Annotated in this window: 18 protein-coding genes; 3 read left to right on the top strand and 15 right to left on the bottom strand. The window is 62.4% G+C overall.

Features of this window, described 5'->3' with window-relative positions:
* Window positions 1–26: 26 nt before the first annotated feature.
* The gene (locus tag YUO_RS0113315; RefSeq protein WP_028347712.1) at window positions 27–512 is read right to left on the bottom strand and encodes a Fur family transcriptional regulator; all 486 of its coding nucleotides are present in this window, start codon (window positions 510–512) and stop codon (window positions 27–29) included.
* A 152-nt stretch (window positions 513–664) separates the two neighbouring features.
* Here YUO_RS0113315 and YUO_RS0113320 point away from each other — a divergent pair, with 152 nt between their 5' ends.
* The 3 genes from YUO_RS0113320 to YUO_RS0113330 are packed head-to-tail and all read left to right on the top strand — an operon-like array spanning window position 665 to window position 3,870.
* Window positions 665–1,144, top strand: a complete 480-nt coding sequence (locus YUO_RS0113320) for a MarR family winged helix-turn-helix transcriptional regulator (RefSeq protein ID WP_035726713.1) — start codon at window positions 665–667, stop codon at window positions 1,142–1,144.
* Entirely contained in the window at window positions 1,137–2,306 is a 1,170-nt protein-coding gene (locus YUO_RS0113325) for an HlyD family secretion protein (RefSeq protein WP_028347714.1), read from the top strand. The genes YUO_RS0113320 and YUO_RS0113325 overlap by 8 nt, the downstream gene beginning before the upstream one ends.
* 4 nt (window positions 2,307–2,310) lie before the next feature.
* On the top strand, window positions 2,311–3,870 hold the full coding sequence (locus YUO_RS0113330) for an MDR family MFS transporter (RefSeq protein ID WP_028347715.1): 1,560 nt from the start codon (window positions 2,311–2,313) through the stop codon (window positions 3,868–3,870).
* A 105-nt stretch (window positions 3,871–3,975) separates the two neighbouring features.
* On the opposite strand, the gene YUO_RS0113335 is transcribed toward YUO_RS0113330, so the two are convergent.
* The 14 genes from YUO_RS0113335 to pcaH all read right to left on the bottom strand — a co-directional run bounded on the left by YUO_RS0113335 (window position 3,976) and on the right by pcaH (window position 17,753).
* The gene (locus YUO_RS0113335) at window positions 3,976–4,443 is read right to left on the bottom strand and encodes a GyrI-like domain-containing protein (RefSeq protein WP_028347716.1); all 468 of its coding nucleotides are present in this window, start codon (window positions 4,441–4,443) and stop codon (window positions 3,976–3,978) included.
* Between the two features lie 56 nt (window positions 4,444–4,499).
* On the bottom strand, window positions 4,500–4,982 hold the full coding sequence (locus tag YUO_RS0113340) for an SRPBCC domain-containing protein (RefSeq protein ID WP_028347717.1): 483 nt from the start codon (window positions 4,980–4,982) through the stop codon (window positions 4,500–4,502).
* Between the two features lie 11 nt (window positions 4,983–4,993).
* Window positions 4,994–5,317, bottom strand: a complete 324-nt coding sequence (locus tag YUO_RS0113345; RefSeq protein WP_028347718.1) for an ArsR/SmtB family transcription factor — start codon at window positions 5,315–5,317, stop codon at window positions 4,994–4,996.
* A 147-nt stretch (window positions 5,318–5,464) separates the two neighbouring features.
* Complete coding sequence (locus tag YUO_RS0113350) at window positions 5,465–7,702, bottom strand: cation:proton antiporter domain-containing protein (protein WP_035726718.1); 2,238 nt, start codon at window positions 7,700–7,702, stop codon at window positions 5,465–5,467.
* Window positions 7,703–7,807: 105 nt separating this feature from the next.
* Window positions 7,808–9,679 (bottom strand): bifunctional sugar phosphate isomerase/epimerase/4-hydroxyphenylpyruvate dioxygenase family protein, encoded by a 1,872-nt coding sequence (locus YUO_RS0113355; RefSeq protein ID WP_028347933.1) that lies wholly within the window; start codon window positions 9,677–9,679, stop codon window positions 7,808–7,810.
* The gene (locus YUO_RS40635; RefSeq protein WP_035726719.1) at window positions 9,676–10,416 is read right to left on the bottom strand and encodes an ABC transporter ATP-binding protein; all 741 of its coding nucleotides are present in this window, start codon (window positions 10,414–10,416) and stop codon (window positions 9,676–9,678) included. Before YUO_RS40635 ends, YUO_RS0113355 begins: the two co-directional genes overlap by 4 nt.
* 12 nt (window positions 10,417–10,428) lie before the next feature.
* Window positions 10,429–11,172, bottom strand: a complete 744-nt coding sequence (locus tag YUO_RS0113365; RefSeq protein WP_028347720.1) for an ABC transporter ATP-binding protein — start codon at window positions 11,170–11,172, stop codon at window positions 10,429–10,431.
* Window positions 11,169–12,167 (bottom strand): branched-chain amino acid ABC transporter permease, encoded by a 999-nt coding sequence (locus YUO_RS0113370; RefSeq protein ID WP_028347721.1) that lies wholly within the window; start codon window positions 12,165–12,167, stop codon window positions 11,169–11,171. Before YUO_RS0113370 ends, YUO_RS0113365 begins: the two co-directional genes overlap by 4 nt.
* Window positions 12,164–13,039, bottom strand: coding sequence for a branched-chain amino acid ABC transporter permease (locus YUO_RS0113375; RefSeq protein WP_028347722.1), 876 nt, complete (start codon window positions 13,037–13,039; stop codon window positions 12,164–12,166). The genes YUO_RS0113370 and YUO_RS0113375 overlap by 4 nt, the downstream gene beginning before the upstream one ends.
* 214 nt (window positions 13,040–13,253) lie before the next feature.
* Entirely contained in the window at window positions 13,254–14,390 is a 1,137-nt protein-coding gene (locus tag YUO_RS0113380; RefSeq protein WP_028347723.1) for an ABC transporter substrate-binding protein, read from the bottom strand.
* A 51-nt stretch (window positions 14,391–14,441) separates the two neighbouring features.
* Complete coding sequence (locus YUO_RS0113385) at window positions 14,442–15,332, bottom strand: shikimate dehydrogenase (RefSeq protein ID WP_051379419.1); 891 nt, start codon at window positions 15,330–15,332, stop codon at window positions 14,442–14,444.
* A 129-nt stretch (window positions 15,333–15,461) separates the two neighbouring features.
* Window positions 15,462–16,400, bottom strand: coding sequence for a LysR family transcriptional regulator (locus YUO_RS0113390; protein ID WP_028347725.1), 939 nt, complete (start codon window positions 16,398–16,400; stop codon window positions 15,462–15,464).
* 45 nt (window positions 16,401–16,445) lie between these two features.
* Window positions 16,446–17,051: a protocatechuate 3,4-dioxygenase subunit alpha gene (pcaG, locus tag YUO_RS0113395; protein WP_028347726.1), complete on the bottom strand. Its 606-nt coding sequence runs from the start codon at window positions 17,049–17,051 to the stop codon at window positions 16,446–16,448.
* Entirely contained in the window at window positions 17,052–17,753 is a 702-nt protein-coding gene (gene pcaH, locus YUO_RS0113400) for a protocatechuate 3,4-dioxygenase subunit beta (protein WP_028347727.1), read from the bottom strand.
* Window positions 17,754–17,975: the final 222 nt, after the last annotated feature.

The following is a 17,975-nucleotide window of genomic DNA, read 5'->3' on the forward strand; positions in this document are numbered from 1 at the left end:
TCCTCGTGGCGGCTTGGCGCCGCTTCTTATTTTTGGCAATGCGCGCAGATGCCGGCGATCTCGACGACGGAGAGCTTTGGCGCAAATCCGGAGGCCCGCGCGGCCGCATTGAGGCTTTGCGCCACGGGGGCTGCGGGGATTTCGCCGACCGAGCCGCAGAGCTCGCAGATCAAAAACGCCACCATCGAGGTCTCGTCATGATCATGCGCGCAGGCAAGGAACGCATTGCGGCTCTCGATGCGGTGGACGAGGCCGTTTTCCATCAGGAAATCGAGCGCGCGGTAGACTGTGATCGGCGCCGGCCGCGGCATCGACTTGGCGAGCTCGTCGATCACCTCATAGGCCCCGAGCGGGCGGTGGCTCGACAGTAGCGCCTGCAGCACCTGACGCCGGATCGGGGTAAATTTCTGCGCCCGCCGCGCGCAAACCTGTTCGGCATGCGCGATCGCTTCCGCAGTGCAGCGGCCGTGATCGTGGCCGGGCGCAGGAAATGTCGGCTTTGTCAGGCTCATGTCAGGGCTTGTACCAGTTTGAGGGCCAATTCTAAAGCCCGCGCATGCATTGGCTCCCAGCCATGTGCTGGAAGCGGATCAGGCCATTATTAACTCGCAGTGCAGAATTCATAAGCAAGCTTATTGTATTGCAGGCTTATGGAGGCTTGGACATGCGCGGTTCCGTGGACATGAACTTCCTGTTTACGCTTGGCGAGGTGCAACGGATGGTGCGCGCCTATGCCGACCGGCAGGCTGCGCGCTACGGCATCACCCGTGCCCAATGGGCGGTGCTGGCCAAGGTCGAGCGCACCGAGGGCCTCAAGCAGTCGGAACTTGCCGAACAGATGGAGATGCAGCCGATCACGCTGACGCGGCTGATCGACAAGCTCTGCGACAATGGCTGGATCGAACGCCGCGGCGACGAGAATGACCGCCGCGTCAACCGCCTCTATCTGCGCAAGGCCGCGCGGCCACTGCTCGGCAAGCTCGCCGGGCTTCGCTCCGAACTGACGGCGACCGCGCTCGACGGCATCAATCCCACTGATGCCCATCGCCTGCTCGACCAACTCGATCTGATCAAGGAAAACGTTCGCAACGCGATCCAGAATCCGGCCGGCGAACCTCCCAGAAAGGAGCAGCGCTATGGCTGATCCGGTCCTCAAATTCCCGCCCGAGCAGAAGGGCGCCCCCGCGGCGCCGTCACGGCCGAAACTCGCGGCCGAACCGCGCCGCCGGCTGATGGCCGGCATGCGGCGCTACCGGCGCTTCCTGCTGTTGGTGGTGTTGCCGTTGGTTGCGCTGGTCGCCGGCGTGACGTTCTATCTCAACGGCGGCCGCTACGTGACCACCGACGATGCCTATGTCGGCGCGCAGAAGGTTCTGATCACGCCCGACATCTCCGGCAAGATCGAGAAGGTCGTGGTGAAGGAAGGCCAGCAGGTCAATCCAGGCGACATCCTGTTTGAGATCGATCCGGTGCCGTTCCGCCTCGCCGTGGCGCAGGCCAAGGCCAACCTCGCGCAAACCAAGGTCACCTATGACAATCTGATCGCCGACCTGAAAATCTATGGCCAGATGAGTGAACTCTCGCAGCAAGGCATGGAGCTGAAGCGGCGTGACGTAGAGCGCAAGTCTTCACTGGTGAAGAACAATTTCGGCTCGCAGCTCGATCTCGATAACGCGTCGACCGCGCTCGTCACCGCGAGCGCGCAGTATCAGTTGCTGCAGCAGAAGATCGCAAGCGCAAAAGCCCAACTGCTCGGCAATTCCGATCTGCCGCTCGAGGAATTCCCGCCCTACGCCCAGGCCAAGGCGGCGCTGGACCAGGCCCAGCGTAATCTCGACCACACCGTGATGCGCGCGCCGATGGCTGGTATTGCTACGCAGGTTGAGCAGATCCAGCTCGGTCGCTTCGTCACCGCCGGTACGCCGGTGTTCAGCATCATCGACACCTCGAACCCATGGGTCGACGCCAACCCGAAGGAATCCGATTTCACCTATGTCGCGGTCGGCCAGTCGGTCACGCTCGAGGTCGATGCGTTTCCTAATCACCCCTTCAAGGGCACGGTCGGCTCGCTCTCGCCCGGCACCGGCGCGCAGTTTGCGATCCTGCCGCCGCAGAACGCATCGGGCAATTTCGTCAAGGTGGTGCAGCGCGTGCCGGTGCGGATCTATTTCGACAAGAACGACAAATTCGTGCGCAAGCTGAAGGCCGGCATGAGCGTCTACGCCACCATCGACACCAATCATCGGCGCTCGCTCTCAGCCCTGCTCGGCCTGTCGCCGGCGACGGCAAACCAGGACCACGATTAGCGCCATGGCGACGCCGGGCCAGCCATCGGCATCCGTTCCCGGCCTGCGCCGGAACATGGTGACGATCTGCGCCATGACGGCGACAATCATGCAGGCGCTCGACACCACCATCGCCAACGTCGCGCTGCCCTACATGCAGGGCACGCTGTCGGCGTCGCAGGACCAGATCAACTGGGTGCTGACCTCCTATATCGTCGCTGCCGCAATCATGACCGCGCCGGTCGGGTGGATCGCCAACCGCTTCGGCAGCAAGCGCATCTTCATCATCTGCTCGGCCGGCTTCACCATCGCCTCGGTGTTATGCGGATTGGCGCAGGATATCGGCCAGATGGTGGTGTTTCGTCTGCTGCAAGGCGTGTTCGGCGCGGCGCTGGTGCCGCTGTCGCAGGCCGTGATGCTCGATTCCTACGCGCTGCACGAACGTGCCAAAGCAATGGCGATCTGGGGCATGGGGGTGATGATGGGGCCGATCATGGGCCCGTCGCTCGGCGCCTGGCTGACGGAAACCTATTCCTGGCACTGGGTGTTCTTCGTCAACCTGCCGTTCGGCATTATCACTGTGCTCGGCCTCGTCATCTTCATGGACGAGACCAAGAAGGACCTCGAGCTGCGCTTCGACTGGTTCGGCTTCACCGCGCTGGCGATCGCCATCGGCGCGCTGCAACTCGCGCTCGACCGGGGCGAGCAGCTCGGCTGGCTGGAATCCAATGAGATCATCGCCGAATTCATTATCGCGGGCATCGGCTTCTATTACTTCCTGGCGCATTCGCTGACGACGCAGCATCCGTTCATCCAGTTCGCGCTATTCAAGGACAAGAATTTCGTCGCCGGCTGCGTGTTCATGGCGGTCATGGGACTGGTGCTGTTTTCCACCATGGCCCTTTCCTCGCCGTTCCTGCAGAACGTGATCGGCTATCCCATCATCACCGCCGGACTTCTACTGGCGAGCCGCGGCTGCGGTACGTTCGTGGCGATGATGCTGGTCGGCCGCATGATGAATCATATCGAGGCACGGACGCTGATCGTCTCCGGCCTCGGCATTACCTGCCTGTCGCTGTTCTACATGACCGGCTGGACCGACCAGACCGGCGTGACCGAGATCGTGATCATCAGCGTGGTCCAGGGCTTTGGCTTTGGGTTGGTATTCGTGCCGCTCTCCACGGTGGCGTTCCTGACCCTACCCAATCATCTGCGCACCGACGGCACCTCGATGCTGACCTTGATGCGCAATGTCGCCAGCTCGATCGGGATCTCGCTCGTGATCTCGCAACTGACGCAAGGCACGCGCTACACCTACGCGGTCCTGTCGGAACACATCAATCCGTTCAATCACGCCCTGCAGATGCCCGCCGTGAGCGGCATGATCGATCTCGCCACCGACAAGGGCCGCGCCATGGCGGATATGATGGTCAAGGTGCAGGCGCAGATCATCGCGTTCTCGTACGACTATCAGCTCGTGATGATCTTCACCGCCTGCGCCATCCCGCTCGCCATCATGATCGGCTCGACCAAAGCCACGCTGCGCGCGCAGTCGGCCGCGCCGGATCATGCGGTGATGGAGTAGGATCTAGAGCCCTTTCGGTTCTGATTGAATCAGAACCGGACTCTAGATTCTTGTTTTGACGCGTTTTCTTCACGCGAACCGGTGTCCACTTCGCTTGAAAACGCTCTAGGACGCCAGCAATTCCTTGCTGATCACCGTCCGCCACGCAGAGGGATCAGCGCTCATGTCCGGGCCAACCGCATAGGACTCATAAAGGCCGTCTGCGGTCTTGTGTCCTGCGGCCTTGATGGCGCCAATGAATTCGCCCCAGGCGCTGCCGAGACCTTCATAGCCACCATGATAGGTGGTTTGGGCAATATTCATGGCGGCCCATTGCCCCGGTTTCATGCGATTGACCGGCGCCACGGGCGTGGCGACCGGAAGGCATATCTCGAAATCGAAGACTTCACCGGGGTTGCGGACATGGTGTGTGAACCATGGCCCGATGACTGCGATGTTCTGTGCAGCGACAGCAGCCTTCAATTCGGCGAGCCCGGGTCCCATCACCTTGCGAACGTCTTCGCGCGGCACCTTGATCGGGATGGAGGCCGTGAGTTGCGGGGTAGTTTGAAGAATACGAAGTGGTTCGATCACGGCGTGTCCTCATTGAAATGTTGCTGGGATGAACGTCGCTGCTGATGCGTCGGCAGCTAGGCGCGAGGGGACGAATTGATGAAGCTGTCGAGCCGGACGTAGCTCGCTTCCATTCCTTGCTCCATGCCGCTCGACAGCATGGCAGCCCGCGCTGCGGCATCGGGCAGGGTCATCCGCATGGTCATCAGCGTGCCGGCTCCGTCCGGAGCGAAGTTCGTTTCGACATGATTGTCAGGTGTCGGGTCCGGCAGATGCATCCGTTCGACATGTACGAGGCGACTGAACGGCACCACCTCGATAAATTCACCGGTGATGTGAAAGCCTCCTCCCTGGCCGTTGCTCCATTCATACCGGATCTTGCCGCCCGGACGCGCCTCGTTGATACAGACCGGCATCGTCCAGCCTTCCGGACCAAGCAGCCACTTCTGGATCAGCGCCGGCTCGGTATGCGCGCGAAACACCGCCTCCGGCGTGGCGGCAAACCGCCTGGTAACCACGACGTGGGTGTCGCCTTCGGTCTTCAGCGTCAACTTGCTCATGGGATTGCCTTTCACTCTTTGGTTTTCATTTCGGCCAGCACGTCGTCCAACCGGTTGTAATTTGCCGCGAGCGTCTGCCGCAGCATCGCAAGCCATTGGTCGATCTCGGCGACGGCCGCGGGCGCTAGCCGGCATGGTCGCTTCGTGCCTTCGACGCGGCGCAGAATAAGGCCGGCGCCTTCGAGGACCTTGAGGTGGCGGGAGATGGCGGGCTGCGTCATCTCGAACGGCTCAGCCAATTCCATGACGGTGGCCTCGCCTAGCGCAAGGCGCGCCAGGATCGCCCGGCGGGTCGGGTCGGCCAGCGCGGAAAAGGCAGCATCAAGGTTCGACATCATGGATCTCAAGCCAGTTATATAACTAATATATTATATAACCCTTCTGTTATGTCAATGATGAAATCTGGATGGAAACCGGGCAGCCATGGCTCACCGCCCCGTTGGACGCGCGGCCCGTTCTTGACCTTTGTTCCGGCCGGCTACTTAGGTTGATATCAGCAAGACCGAGGCGCTCGAGTTCTTCAGAACGGCAGATGCAACGCCTCCAAAGCTGAGAGTCTCGCCTTGTATGCGGTCGACTCCCAGGACAACCAGATCAGCGCCGCTGCTTTCGATTTCGCGCAGGATCGCGTGCTCGGGTGATACGCCGGCGCGGATCGCCGTCGTTGCCTCGATGCCGTAGTGTGCAGCAAGCGAACCGGCGGCTTTCAGGATCGCCTCCCGTTGCGGCAATGAAATATTGGCACCGCCACGTCCTCCTCGATCCCTGGTCGTAGCGACATGGATGAACCGGACCGATGTCGAACCCGGGCGGGCCAGCGCAATTGCCACTTCGGCGCCCCGGCGCGAGATTCCGCTACCCGACACGGGGACCAGAATCCTGAATGAAGAGCTTGCCGCGGGCTGCTTGAGATGGCTGCCCCTGGCGGCGACAATTGCGAGCGGGCCATCGAAGCCTGATGTAGCGTTCTCGATTCTTTCATCAAACCCGTTCCTGGTCCCGATCACCTTTTCCATTCCGACAATCAGCAGGTCGAACCCCTTCCGGGCCTCGTCGATGACGGCATCCGCCGGCCTTTTGCTCTTGGCGCGCGTCGTGACGTCGATCTCACGCGCGGCCTCGTCTGGGCCGGAATCGACGATGCTCCTTGCCGCACTCCTCACCGCGCTTTCAGGGCTTTCTTCCTCGTCGCGCTTGCTTTCCTGACGCTTCGCACGGGCGCCGATATGCAGCACAGTGATCGGAATACCCCGCGCGCCCGCAAGGAGGCCTGCGAGATGGGATGCAAACTTCGCGTTGGCACTCTCGTCCACCGCAAGCAGCAGACGCTCCAGATTTGCGGTAAATCCTTTCTCTTCCAGTTCCTCCCGTTCGAGCCTCTCCTTCTCGTCCGCCTTCATGGGAAGCCGCGACAGCGCGGCGCGCAGCATCGGCGGCATGGCGATGGTGGTCAGGATCGCCATGGTGACGATCATCGAGAACAGGTTCTGGCTCAGCACGCCCATGGAAAGGCCGATGCTGGCGATGATGACCTCCGTCGACCCTCGCGCATTCATGCCGCTTGCCAACGCAAAGCATTCGTAGCGGTTCATTCCGCCAAGGCTGCCACCCACGTAGGCGCCACCGAATTTTCCAATGCTTGCAATCAGCACCAGCAGCGCCGTGAGCCACAGCAAATTCGGATCCTTCAGAACCGTCAGGTCCGCGTTCAATCCCGCCAGGCCGAAGAATACCGGCATGAACAGGCTGGTGATCAGCCCGCGCAATCGCTCGTCGATCTGCCGGGTCAGGATCGGCGATTCGCCGACCAGCACGCCGGCGACAAACGCGCCGAGCACTGTGTGCACGCCGATCACATGGGTGATCAGGGCCATGCCACCCATCAGCAGGAGGATCACCGTGATGACGGCCGAGGCGCTGACTAGCGTATCGTTGGCCCAGCGAATCAGCCGAAACGCCAGCCGCCGCCCGATCGTGAAACTGACGGCCAGGAAGATCAGCGTCCCCAGCACCGCCTGCCCCACCGAGATCAGGTCGAACGTGCCCTGCGCGGCAAGGCTGAAGATCACCGCAATGATGATCCAGCCGATCGTGTCATCGATGATCGCCGTCGCGATGATGATCTGACCGACATTGCGGCGCATGAAATTCATCTCGCGAACGACGACGGCGACGATCTTCACCGAAGAAATCGATAGCGCCGTGCCCAGGAACACCGAGGCGACCAGGCGTGCCTCCGGATGCGGAAGCAGGCTATCGGGCAGGATTTGCCCGAGCGAAAAGCCGCACAGGAAGGGAACGACGATGCCGGCGATGGAAACGATGATCGCGGCCCTGCCGACTTTCCTGACCAGTTTCAGATCGGTTTCCATTCCCGTCAGCAGCAGCAACAACAGAATGCCGAACTGGGCGAGACCTTCGATCAGGGCCTTCTGCTCAGCGGAGGGCGGAAAGATCGCCGCGTGCGCCGAGGGCCAGACCCATCCGAACAGCGACGGGCCGAGCAGCAGCCCCGCGAGCAGTTCGCCGATCACCGACGGCTGGCCGATGCGCTGCATAATCTCGCCGAGCCCGCGGCCGATCGTGATCAACAGCACGATCTGAAGGATGAGGATGAATTCGGAGGGACGCGTGGCGTCTTCAGCCGCCTCGGCCAACGTGGCCGTCAGCAGCGCGACGAGGATAACCCACAGTGCCAGCCGGGCCGACCCCCGCTTCATCGGTCACCATCCTCCGGAACGGCGTCGACAGCCTTCCCAGAGGTGAACTTTCCGAAGCCGCGCGCGTTCCCGCGGGTTCTTTGTGGCCGCAGAATTCGCGGCTGCTCAAGCCCGTGGCATGGTCAGCGGCCGGGATTCCCGGGTCTGGGCGGCGAGCCTGATCGCGGCGTTGGCAGCGCCGAAGCCGTGATAGTCGCGCCGCTCGACGATCTCGAAGAAAAACCGCTCGTCAAAGGCATGGGTATAGGCCTGGAAGAATTCGCCCTCGCCTTCGCGGTCGTAGAGAATCTGATTGTCGCGCAGCGCCGCCATCGTCGTGGCGTCGAGGCCGTATTTGGCCTCGAGATCGTCGTAGTAATTGTCGGGAATCTTCAGGAAATCTGCACCCCGCGCGCGCATGTCGGCCACGGCTGCAAAGATATCGCGGCAGGAGAACGCGACGTGCTGGACGCCGGAGCCGAAGAATTCGTGGATGAAGCGGGCCGATAGCGTGCGCGTCGCCGATGAACCGTTCAAAACCACCCGCAGGTTTTCGTTGGCGTTGATCAGCGCCTGGCTTTGCACCAGGCCGACCGGATCGGCGATCTCGAACTGAGGCAGACGCTTCAGATCGAGAATGCCGGTATAGAATAATAGCCACGACAGCATCTCATCGTAGGGCATCGATTGAGAGATGTGGTCGACGGCGTCGAGACGATCGGTAGCCGCATCGCTGCGCAGCGGCTCGAAATCGAGCTCCCAGTTCTTGCCGGCTTGCTCCAGGAAATACAGCAGGCTGCCGCCGACGCCGCGGATCGCCGGGATTTCAAGCTCGCCCGGCCCTACCGGCTGATAGAAGGTGCGTGCCTGCAGCGCTTCGGCGCGCGTCATGGTGCTGCTGGCGTCATCGACATCAACAGCGATAGCGCAGACCCCGGGACCGTGCGCGACAAAATGCGAATGCGCAAAGCTATCAGGCTCGCAATTGATCACGAGATCGATACGGCCCTGCGACCAACGCTCGACGTCCTTGCTGCGATGCGCACCCGTCTTGCGAAAGCCGAGTTGGCCGAATAGCGCCGCGAGGTCGCTGGCTTTCTCTTCACTGACGGCAAATTCGATGAAGCCGACGCCGCGGCTGCGCGCCTTCGGCGGCAGTTGCTTTGCCGGAGCGCTCGAGGCGGCGCTACGGACGTCATCCTCGAGCAGGATCAGCGAGCGCAGCCCGTCGGTCGCGGTGCGCACCGCCGAGCCGGCGCGAAACTGGTCGTTGAATATTTCCAGCGACAGCGGGCCGGTATAGCCGGTAGCGAGCACGTCTTCCACGAAGCGGGTAACCGGAAGATCGCCCTGCCCCGGGAAACAGCGGAAATGCCGGCTCCAGGACAAAACGTCGAGGCCGAGTTTCGGTGCGTCGGCCAGTTGCACCAGAAAGATCTTGTCTGCCGGAATCGATTGAACCGGCAGCGTCGGGAACGACGGCGCCAGTGCATGAAAGCTGTCGAGAATGATGCCGATCGATTTGTGCTCGGCCCGCCGCACGATCTCCCAGGCGTCACGATAATCGTTGACGTGAAGTCCCCAGGCGAGCGCCTCATAGCCGACGCACAAGCCCCGCGCGGCGGCCCGTTCACCCAGTTCGCGGAAATCGGCCGCCGCGCGGTCGATGCCGCCGATCGAGGCCGGCGAGATGTTGCTGCAGATCAGCATCAAGTCGGTCTGCAATTCCCGCATCAGATCGAACTTGCGCTCGGCGCGAGCGAAATTGCGCCCTCGCTGCGGCTCCGGCATGCCCTCGAAGTCGCGAAATGGCTGGAAGGCGCAGATCGACAGTCCGAGATCCCGGCACATCTGGCCGACGTCGCGCGGGCTGCCTGCGAACGACAGCAGGTCGTTCTCGAAGATCTCGACGGCGTCGAATCCGGCGGCGGCGATCGCCCGCAGCTTTTCGTCGAGCGCGCCGCTGAGCGAAACGGTAGCGATCGAGCGCTGGTTCATGCTGCAGTTTCCGTCATGGCGCCACCCAGGAACAATTGCCCGATGCGGGGATCGTTCAGCACCCGCTCTGCTTTGTCGACGAGCCGGGTCTGGCCGAGCTCGAGCACGATGCCGTAATCCGAAATCTCCAGCGCCGAGCGCGCATTCTGCTCGATCATCAGGATCGACACGCCGCGGTCGCGCAATTCCTTCAGCATGTTGAAGGTCTGCTGCACCATCAGCGGCGATAGCCCGATCGAAGGCTCGTCGATCAGCACCAGTTGCGGATTGAGCAGCAGGCCGCGGACGATTTCGAGCTGCTTCTGCTCGCCACCCGATAGCGTGGACGCCTGCTGCGCTGCCCTTTTGCGCAGCGCAGGAAACTTGTCGAGCGCCGCCTCGATTCGCGCGGGCAGATCGGTGATGTCCCGCCCGGCGACGACCGCGCCGAGCTGGATGTTGTCGCGCACGGACAGTTCGGGAAAGATATTGCGCCCCTGTGGCACGTAGCAGATGCCTGACGTCAGCAATTCGCGTTGGCTCAGCCCGGTAACGTCCCGCCCTTTGAATACGATCCTGCCTTCGCGCAACTTCAAGAGGCCGAAGATCGCCTTGAACACGGTGGATTTTCCGGCGCCGTTCGGGCCAATTACGGTGGTGATCGACCCCGCCGGCACGGAAAAACTGGTGCCGTTGAGGATCGTCATCTTGCCATAGCCGCCGACAAGGCATTGAACATCCAGGATGGCATCGCTCATGGATCGATCCCTTTAGTGGCCGAGATAGGCTTCGATGACGGCAGGATTGGCGCGGACTTCGCTAGGCGTGCCCATCGCCAGCAGTCTGCCTTCCGCCATCACCATGACGCGGGTGCAAAGCGACATCACGAATTCCATATTGTGCTCGATTACGACGAAGGTGGCGCGCTTCTCGCGGTTGATCGCGGCCAGCCGTTCCTTGAGATCCCCGAGCATGGTGAGGTTGACGCCGCCGGCCGGTTCATCGAGCAGCACCAGCCGCGGGCCCCCCATGAACGCCATCGCGGCGTCGAGCAGCTTTTGCTGGCCGTACGACAGCCCGCCTGCGGCTTCGGTGGCGAGATGGTCGAGCTTGAAGAAACCAATCATCTGGTCGGCCGCCGCGCTCAGCCCGGCATCGGAAGGGCCGAACAGCCGCGACACCATGTTGCCCTGATGCTCTTGACCAGCAAGGATCAGGTTTTCCCGCACCGAAAGTTTCGGGAATACCTGCAGAAGCTGGAAGGTGCGGCTGACGCCCAGACGATTCAGCTCGGACGGCCGCAATCCCGTGACGATTTTGCCGTCGATCTTTACCTCGCCATCGGTCGGCGTGAGTTGCCCGAGGATGCAGTTGAACAGCGTGGACTTGCCGCAGCCGTTCGGGCCGATCAGCCCGAGGATCTCGCCCTCCTGCACGTCGAAGCTAACGCCGTCGACCGCCTTGATGCCCCCAAAGCTCTTCTTGATGTTGCTGACTTCGAGGACTGCGGTCATGGCGCCGTCTCCAGCCGGGATTTAGTCACTGCCCGCAAGGCAGACGCCACCTTGGTGCGGCGCTCGGTGAGATAGCGATCGAGGATGCCGAGAATGCCGCTCGGCGAATAGATCAGAAGCAGCATCACGGCGACCGCATAGAGCATCAAATAGTAGCCCTGCGTGAAGCGCAGCCATTCCGGCAGCAGCACCGCAATCATTGCGCCGAGCAACGGCCCGAAGAAGAAACCGGAGCCGCCGACGATCACCATCATCAACAGGTCAAGCGAGAGCGAGAGGTTGAACGGAACCGGATCGATATACTGCGTCAGCGGCGCATAGAGCGTGCCGGCGACGCCGCCCAGCGCCGATCCGATTGCGAACGCCATCAGCGTATAGCGGCGCGTGTCGATGCCGAGCGACAGCGCCCGCACCGGGTTTTCGCGCAGCGCCACGAAAGCGCGGCCCCACGGCGAGCGGATCAGCCACCACATCGCCAGCGAGACGACGCCGAGCGAGCCGAGGCAGAAATAATAGAACGGCAGCGGCCGGCTGGTCGCGAAGCCAAGGACATTCGGCCGCGGAATATTGGAGATGCCGTAGATGCCCTTGGTGAGCCAGTCCTCGTTACGGAACACCAGGAAGGCCAGAGTCGAGAACGCCAGCGTCACGAAGGCGAGGTAGTGATGCTGCACGCGCAGCGCCGGATAGCCCAGGATCCAGCCGATCGCAAAGCACAGCACGATCGCGACACCGAGCGCCGCGATCAGCGGCATGCCCTGCGTGGTCATGATCGCCGCCGCATAGGCGCCGATGCCGACGAAGGCGCCCTGCGCCAGCGAAACCTGACCGGCATATCCCAGCGTCAGATTGAGCCCCATTGCGGCAATCGTCATCACCGCCCATTGGCTCAGGATGAAGAGGCCATAGCGGTTGAAATTCATCGGCACGATAATCAGCGCCGCGATGACGGCAACGCCGATGGCAATGCGCCAATATTTCCCTGCTGCGGTCATACCGTGCGCTCCTCGGGCCGGCCGAGCAGCCCCTGCGGACGGAACAGGATGATGACGATCAGCAGGATCAACGGCACCGCGGCGCGGTACTGCGTCGATACATAGGCGGCCGCCAGATTGTCGACGACGCCGATCAGCAGCCCGCCGGCAATGGCGCCGCGCACCTGGTTGAAGCCGCCGACGATCGCCGCGATGAACGCCGCCTGCCCCAGCACTTCGCCGGAGGAGAATTTCGCCAGATAAATCGGCGTAATCAGCAGCGACGCCAAGGCCACCAGAAACGCGTTGATCAGGAACGTCAGCAGAATCATGCGTTCGACTGGCACGCCAATGATGCGGGCAACCGTCGGATTCTGTGCGGTCGCCTGCATCTGGTGACCGATCGACGTGCGGTTCAGAAGCGCAGTCAGGCCGATCACCACGGCGATCGCAAGTGCGAGCACGCCGAGGCTCTGCAACGAGACCACGCGGCCGAGGACCCAGACATCACCGGCGGGCACGATGGAGGGGAACGGCGAGGCCTCCGCGCTGAAGAACTGCTTCACCGCCTCTTTCATGCCGATCGCGAGCGCCATGGTTGCGATCGCGAGTGGCAGCACGCCGTGCCGCAGCATCGGATCCACCAGCAAGAGCTTGAAGCCGAGCCCCAACAGCAGCAGCGACAGCAGGATGCCGAGGATGATGGCGAGCCAGAACGGCGCGCCCGCGTGCATCACCGCCAGCATCAGGAACGCCGGCAGCATCACGAATTCGCCTTGCGCGAAATTGATGGTTTGCGACGTCTGCCACAGCAGCGTGAAACCGACGGCGACAAGGGCATAGATCGCCCCGGTCGCAAGACCTGCCACGAGCAGATCGAGCAGATTGGACATGCTTCTCCCTCACGACGCGGAGATCGGCTCCGCTGACACTTCGGCTCAGATGAATTCGCTCGGCCGCGCAACGGGCTCCACCTCTCCCGCTTGCGGGTGGGGGCTCTCTCCACACGGGCAGTGGAACTCGCGGCAACACCCCCACCCCAGCCCTCCCCCGCAAGCGAGAGAGGGAGCGCACCGCCGTCGCCGCGCGACCTCATCTCATCACTAGTCAATTCAGCTTCGGCAGCACTTGCTTGACGACCTGCTTGCCCTCGACGATCTCGACCAAAAATCCCTGGCGATCGATGTCGCCTTTCTCATCGAAAGTCACATCCATCAGGATGCCGGGCTCGCTGGCGGCCTTGATGGTGAGGCCGTGGAGCGTATCAGCGAACTTTTTGGGATCGACCTTGCCCATCTTCTCGGTGGTCGCCTTGACCATGTAGATCGCGAGATAGCCCTTAAGCCCGTTGTGATCGGGCACGTAGTTGTACTTCTTGACGAATTTTTCCCGGAAGGCCTTGACCAGATCGACGGGCGCGTCGGTGGTAAGCCCGACGTGACCGCGCGCACCGTTGGCGGCGTCTCCAGCCAGCTCGACGACCTTCTGACCAACCAGCGTGGTCTCGCCGACCAGCGGCGCAGCGACTGCCTGGCGCTTCAGCTCTTTCAGGATGCGCGCGCTTTCTTCCTCGTTGAGGTAGATGAAGACCGCATCGGGCGCCGCAGCCTTGATCTTGCTGACGTCGGCGGCGAAATCGGCCTGCCCCGCTTCCGTGGAGAGGTCGGCCGCGACCTTGATATTGTACTTGGCGAATTCCTTGCTGATGACGTCGCGGCCGCCCTTTCCGAAATCATTGTTGACCCAGACGATCGCAACCGATTTAGCCTTCAGCTCATCGTTGATGTATTTCGCGACTTTTGGCATCGAGGATTGCTGGCCGAACGAGGTGCGGAACAGAAACTTGTTGCCGCCCTGCGTCAGTTCAGCCGCCTCGCCACCCATGATCTGGGTGATGCCGGCTTCGGCGGCGAGCGGCGAGGTAACCTTGACCGAGCCCGAGTAGCCGGGCCCGAGCAGGACATAGGGCTCATTGTCGAGCGCCTTCTGCACCTGCGCGCGGGCAACGCCGGGGTTGGATTGCGAATCCGCATGCGTGACTTCGAGCTTGCGGCCGAGCACGCCGCCCTTGGCGTTGATCTCCTCGATCGCGAGATCGATGCCGTTTTTCCAGTTGTTGCCGACGGTGGCGCCGCCGCCCGACAGTTCGGCGACATCGGCGAGCTTGATCGGTGCGCCCTGCGCAAATGCGGTTGCGGCCGATACGGTAGCGAGCAATAGCCCGGCAAAGATTCGAGATCTCATTTCCATCCCCTCTTGTTGTTGCAAAAGACGGCCTTGTAACCGGCCGCGCTGTTACGCTGCATTCACTTTAGCGTAGCGTTTGGCCATCACGGCGTCGAATGCATTTCCCATCTCGACGGCCGATGGCTTCAGTCCCGTGAACAGCTCGAAGGCGTCCGCCGCCTGGTAGATCGCGAGCTCGCGCCCGGTCATGACCTCGGCGCCCTTCGCTTTGGCGGCATTCAACAGCGGCGTCCAGAGCGGCGTGTAGACCGCGTCCGCCACCCAAATATCCCTGTGCAGCAGCGCATCCGGCACAGGCGTGCGACGGTTCGGCAGCATGCCGACCGGCGATCCATTGACCACGCCGCTGACGCCGCGCATGGCTTCCTCGACGCTATCGGATACCTTTGTGCGGCCACGGCTCTCGATCAGGCCGGCAAGTTGCGCCGCCTTGGCTGCATCGGTGTCGAAGATTCTGATTTCCGCCACGCCAATTCCGGCAAGCGCAAAGGCGATCGCCTTGCCGACACCGCCCGCGCCGATCACGGCGACAATGCTCTGCGCGGGATCGCGGACGAGTTCGGTGATCGCCCGGGCAAATCCCGTTGTGTCGGTGTTGTGCCCTATCAGCCGGTCATCCCGAACCACGACGGTGTTGACGGCGCCGATCGCGCGCGCACCGGGCGACAATTCGTCGAGCAGGGAAACCACCGCTTCCTTGTACGGGAAGGTGACGTTGACGCCGGCAAAACCCAGCCGGCGTACACCGTCGAGCAGCAGTCGCAATTCTTCGCGGCCCGCATCGGCAACTTCGATGAGCTGGTAGTGACAATGAGCGCCGAGCGCTTCGGCGGCCCGTTCATGCATCGCCGGCGAAGCCGAATGCGCAATCGGCGCGCCGATCAGACCGGTGAGGAAACGGCGATCGGCCGGAGCAATCGGGCGGGCGGCAGGGCTCATGATCTCGTTGTCGGGCGCAAATGCGCGTAAGGGCCAGCGGACGGCTCGGGAACGCCCCGATCCGGCCGAACGATAGCGTTTTGCCCACCTAACACAATTACCCATTTATGCCGAATAGATAACATCATGTTATTTCTTGCGCGGCTTCGGATCGGGCTTTCGTAGCGCCGCCTTGCCCGGCCCAACGGCGCGCATTTCCGAGCGCAGGCAGTCGATGAAGTGCTCGATGTGCAGCGACAGCGGCGCGCCGCGCTTTACCGCGATGTAGGTGTCGAACCTGGTCGGCTCGACGATCGTCAATAGTTCGATGCCGGGATAGCCGCCATGCGCGACGGTAAACTGGTCGATCACGGCGATGCCGAGGCCGGCTTTGACCAGCGCGCACACCGTGGTGCCGAAGCGCGCGCGGATGGTGATGTCGTAGTCGAGTTTGTTGCGCGCAAATATCTCCGCCATGATCCGTCCATAGGGATCGTTGGGATCGATGCCGATCAGCGGATAGCGGATGATCTCCTTGGCCGAGACCTGCTTGCATCCGGCGAGCTCATGTCCCGCCGGCACGATGCAGAACAACTCGCCCGACGCCAGCGGCAGGAAGTCGAGGCCGGGATGCTCGAGCCGGTAGCTCATGGCGACGCAATCGCCGCGGCCGAGCAGCAGATAGTCGACGGCTTCCTCGATTTTGAGAATGTTGATGTCGATCCGCAGTTCGGGATAGCGGCGCCGCACCCGCTCGATCGCGCGCGGCACCATCACCTGCGAGATGCTCGGCACCGAGCCGATGCGCAGCTCCGACAGATCGCCGCGTCCGATCTTGGAGATGATCTCGGAGAGATCGTCCATCTTCTCGTAGACGCCGTTGATCTGCTCGAAGATGTTGCGGGCTTCCGCTGTCGGGAAATAGCGCCCGTTCTGACGCTGGAAGAAGCGGACGCCCAGCGACTTCTCGGTATATTTCACCAGCCGGCTGATGCCCGGCGCGGATACGTTCAGAAGTCTCGCAGCTCCGCCGATCGTGCCGGTCACCATCACGGCGCGGATCACCTCGACCTGGCGAAGCGTCATCATGTGCGAAGTCTTGCCTGTCGCGCCGCCCCCGCGATGTAGTCGCGGCTACACGTCGAAGAACACCGTCTCGTTGTCGCCCTGCAGATGGATGTCGAAACGATAGACCGGATTGCCGTTGCCCGGCCGGCGCGTCGCGATCAGTGTCGAGCGACGGTCGGCCGGCACCAGCGCCAGCACCGGATCGGCAGCATTGGCGGCCTCGCCGTCGAAATAGATCCGCGAATAGAGATGCAGCAGCATGCCGCGTGCGAACACCGCAAGCAGGATGTGCGGCGCCTGCGGCTTGCCGTCGGGATCGGGCACCACGCCCGGCTTGATGGTGTTGAACGCATAGCCGCCTTTGGCATCGGTGCCGATGCGGCCAAACCCCTTGAACGACGTATTCGGCAGCGCGCGCTTGTCCTGCGGATCGGAAAACCGGCCCTGCGCGTCCGCCTGCCAGATCTCCAGCATGCAATCGACGACCGGCACGCCGTCGCCGTCGAACACCGTGCCCTCGACGCGAATGCGTTCGCCCGACGTATCCGGCGTGACGAGATTGTTGTTGAACGCATCGTTCCAGTCGTATTTGCCGCCCGGCGTCAGGCCGTAGGCGAAATAGGGACCGACGGTTTGCGACGGGGTGACCCCGTCCGGTTTGGTCTGTGGCACTTAACTGTTCTCCATCGGCGTGGCGCTGCGCCCGCGCAGCACAATGTTGAAGCGGTAGCACAGCGCCCAATCCGGCCTGGTGTTCTCCAGATCGAATGACGAGATCATCCGGTTGCGCGCCTTCTCGTCGGTAACCGAATTGAAGATCGGATCGAACGGAAACAGCGGATCGCCGGGGAAGTACATCTGCGTCACCAGGCGCGAGACGAACGAGTGCCCGAATACCGAGAAGTGGATATGGGCCGGACGCCAGGCGTTGTGGTGATTGCCCCAGGGGTAAGCGCCGGGCTTGATGGTGATGAAGCGGTAGTAGCCCTGCGCGTCCGTTTGCGCGCGGCCGGCGCCGGTGAAATTCGGATCAAGCGGCGCGGGATGCTGGTCGACGACGTGGACATAGCGGCCGCAGGCATTGGCCTGCCACAGTTCAACCAGCGTGTTCGGCACACCGCGGCCGTCTTCATCAAGCACATGGCCGTGCACGATGATGCGCTCGCCGATCGGCTCGCCCTTGCCGTGAACGGTGAGGTCGTGATCGTTCGCGCGCACGGTCTCGTGGCCATAGACCGGCCCGGTCAATTCCGACAGCGTATGCCGCATCGGAATCAGCGGCTTGAAGGGCGAACGCTTGACCGTGCTCTTGTAGGCGGGAGACAGCCGCGGCGGATGCGCCGCGAGACTTTGCACTGGATAGACCAATGTCATGACGAATTCCTCCCTCGCATCGCGCCGGCTAGTCCTGCTGCGTCACAGCCGCTCTATGCCCCTCATCCTGAGGAGCCCGCAAAGCGGGCGTCTCGAAGGATGTAGGCTACAGACGGGCCTCATGGTTCGAGACGCGCTTCGCGCTCCTCACCATGAGGGGCTTGTGACACAGCAAGCCGCGCCACCGGATCATTATATGACATAACTAATTTGGGAAAGGGC

Source organism: Bradyrhizobium murdochi (assembly GCF_000472965.1).
GTDB lineage: Bacteria > Pseudomonadota > Alphaproteobacteria > Rhizobiales > Xanthobacteraceae > Bradyrhizobium > Bradyrhizobium murdochi.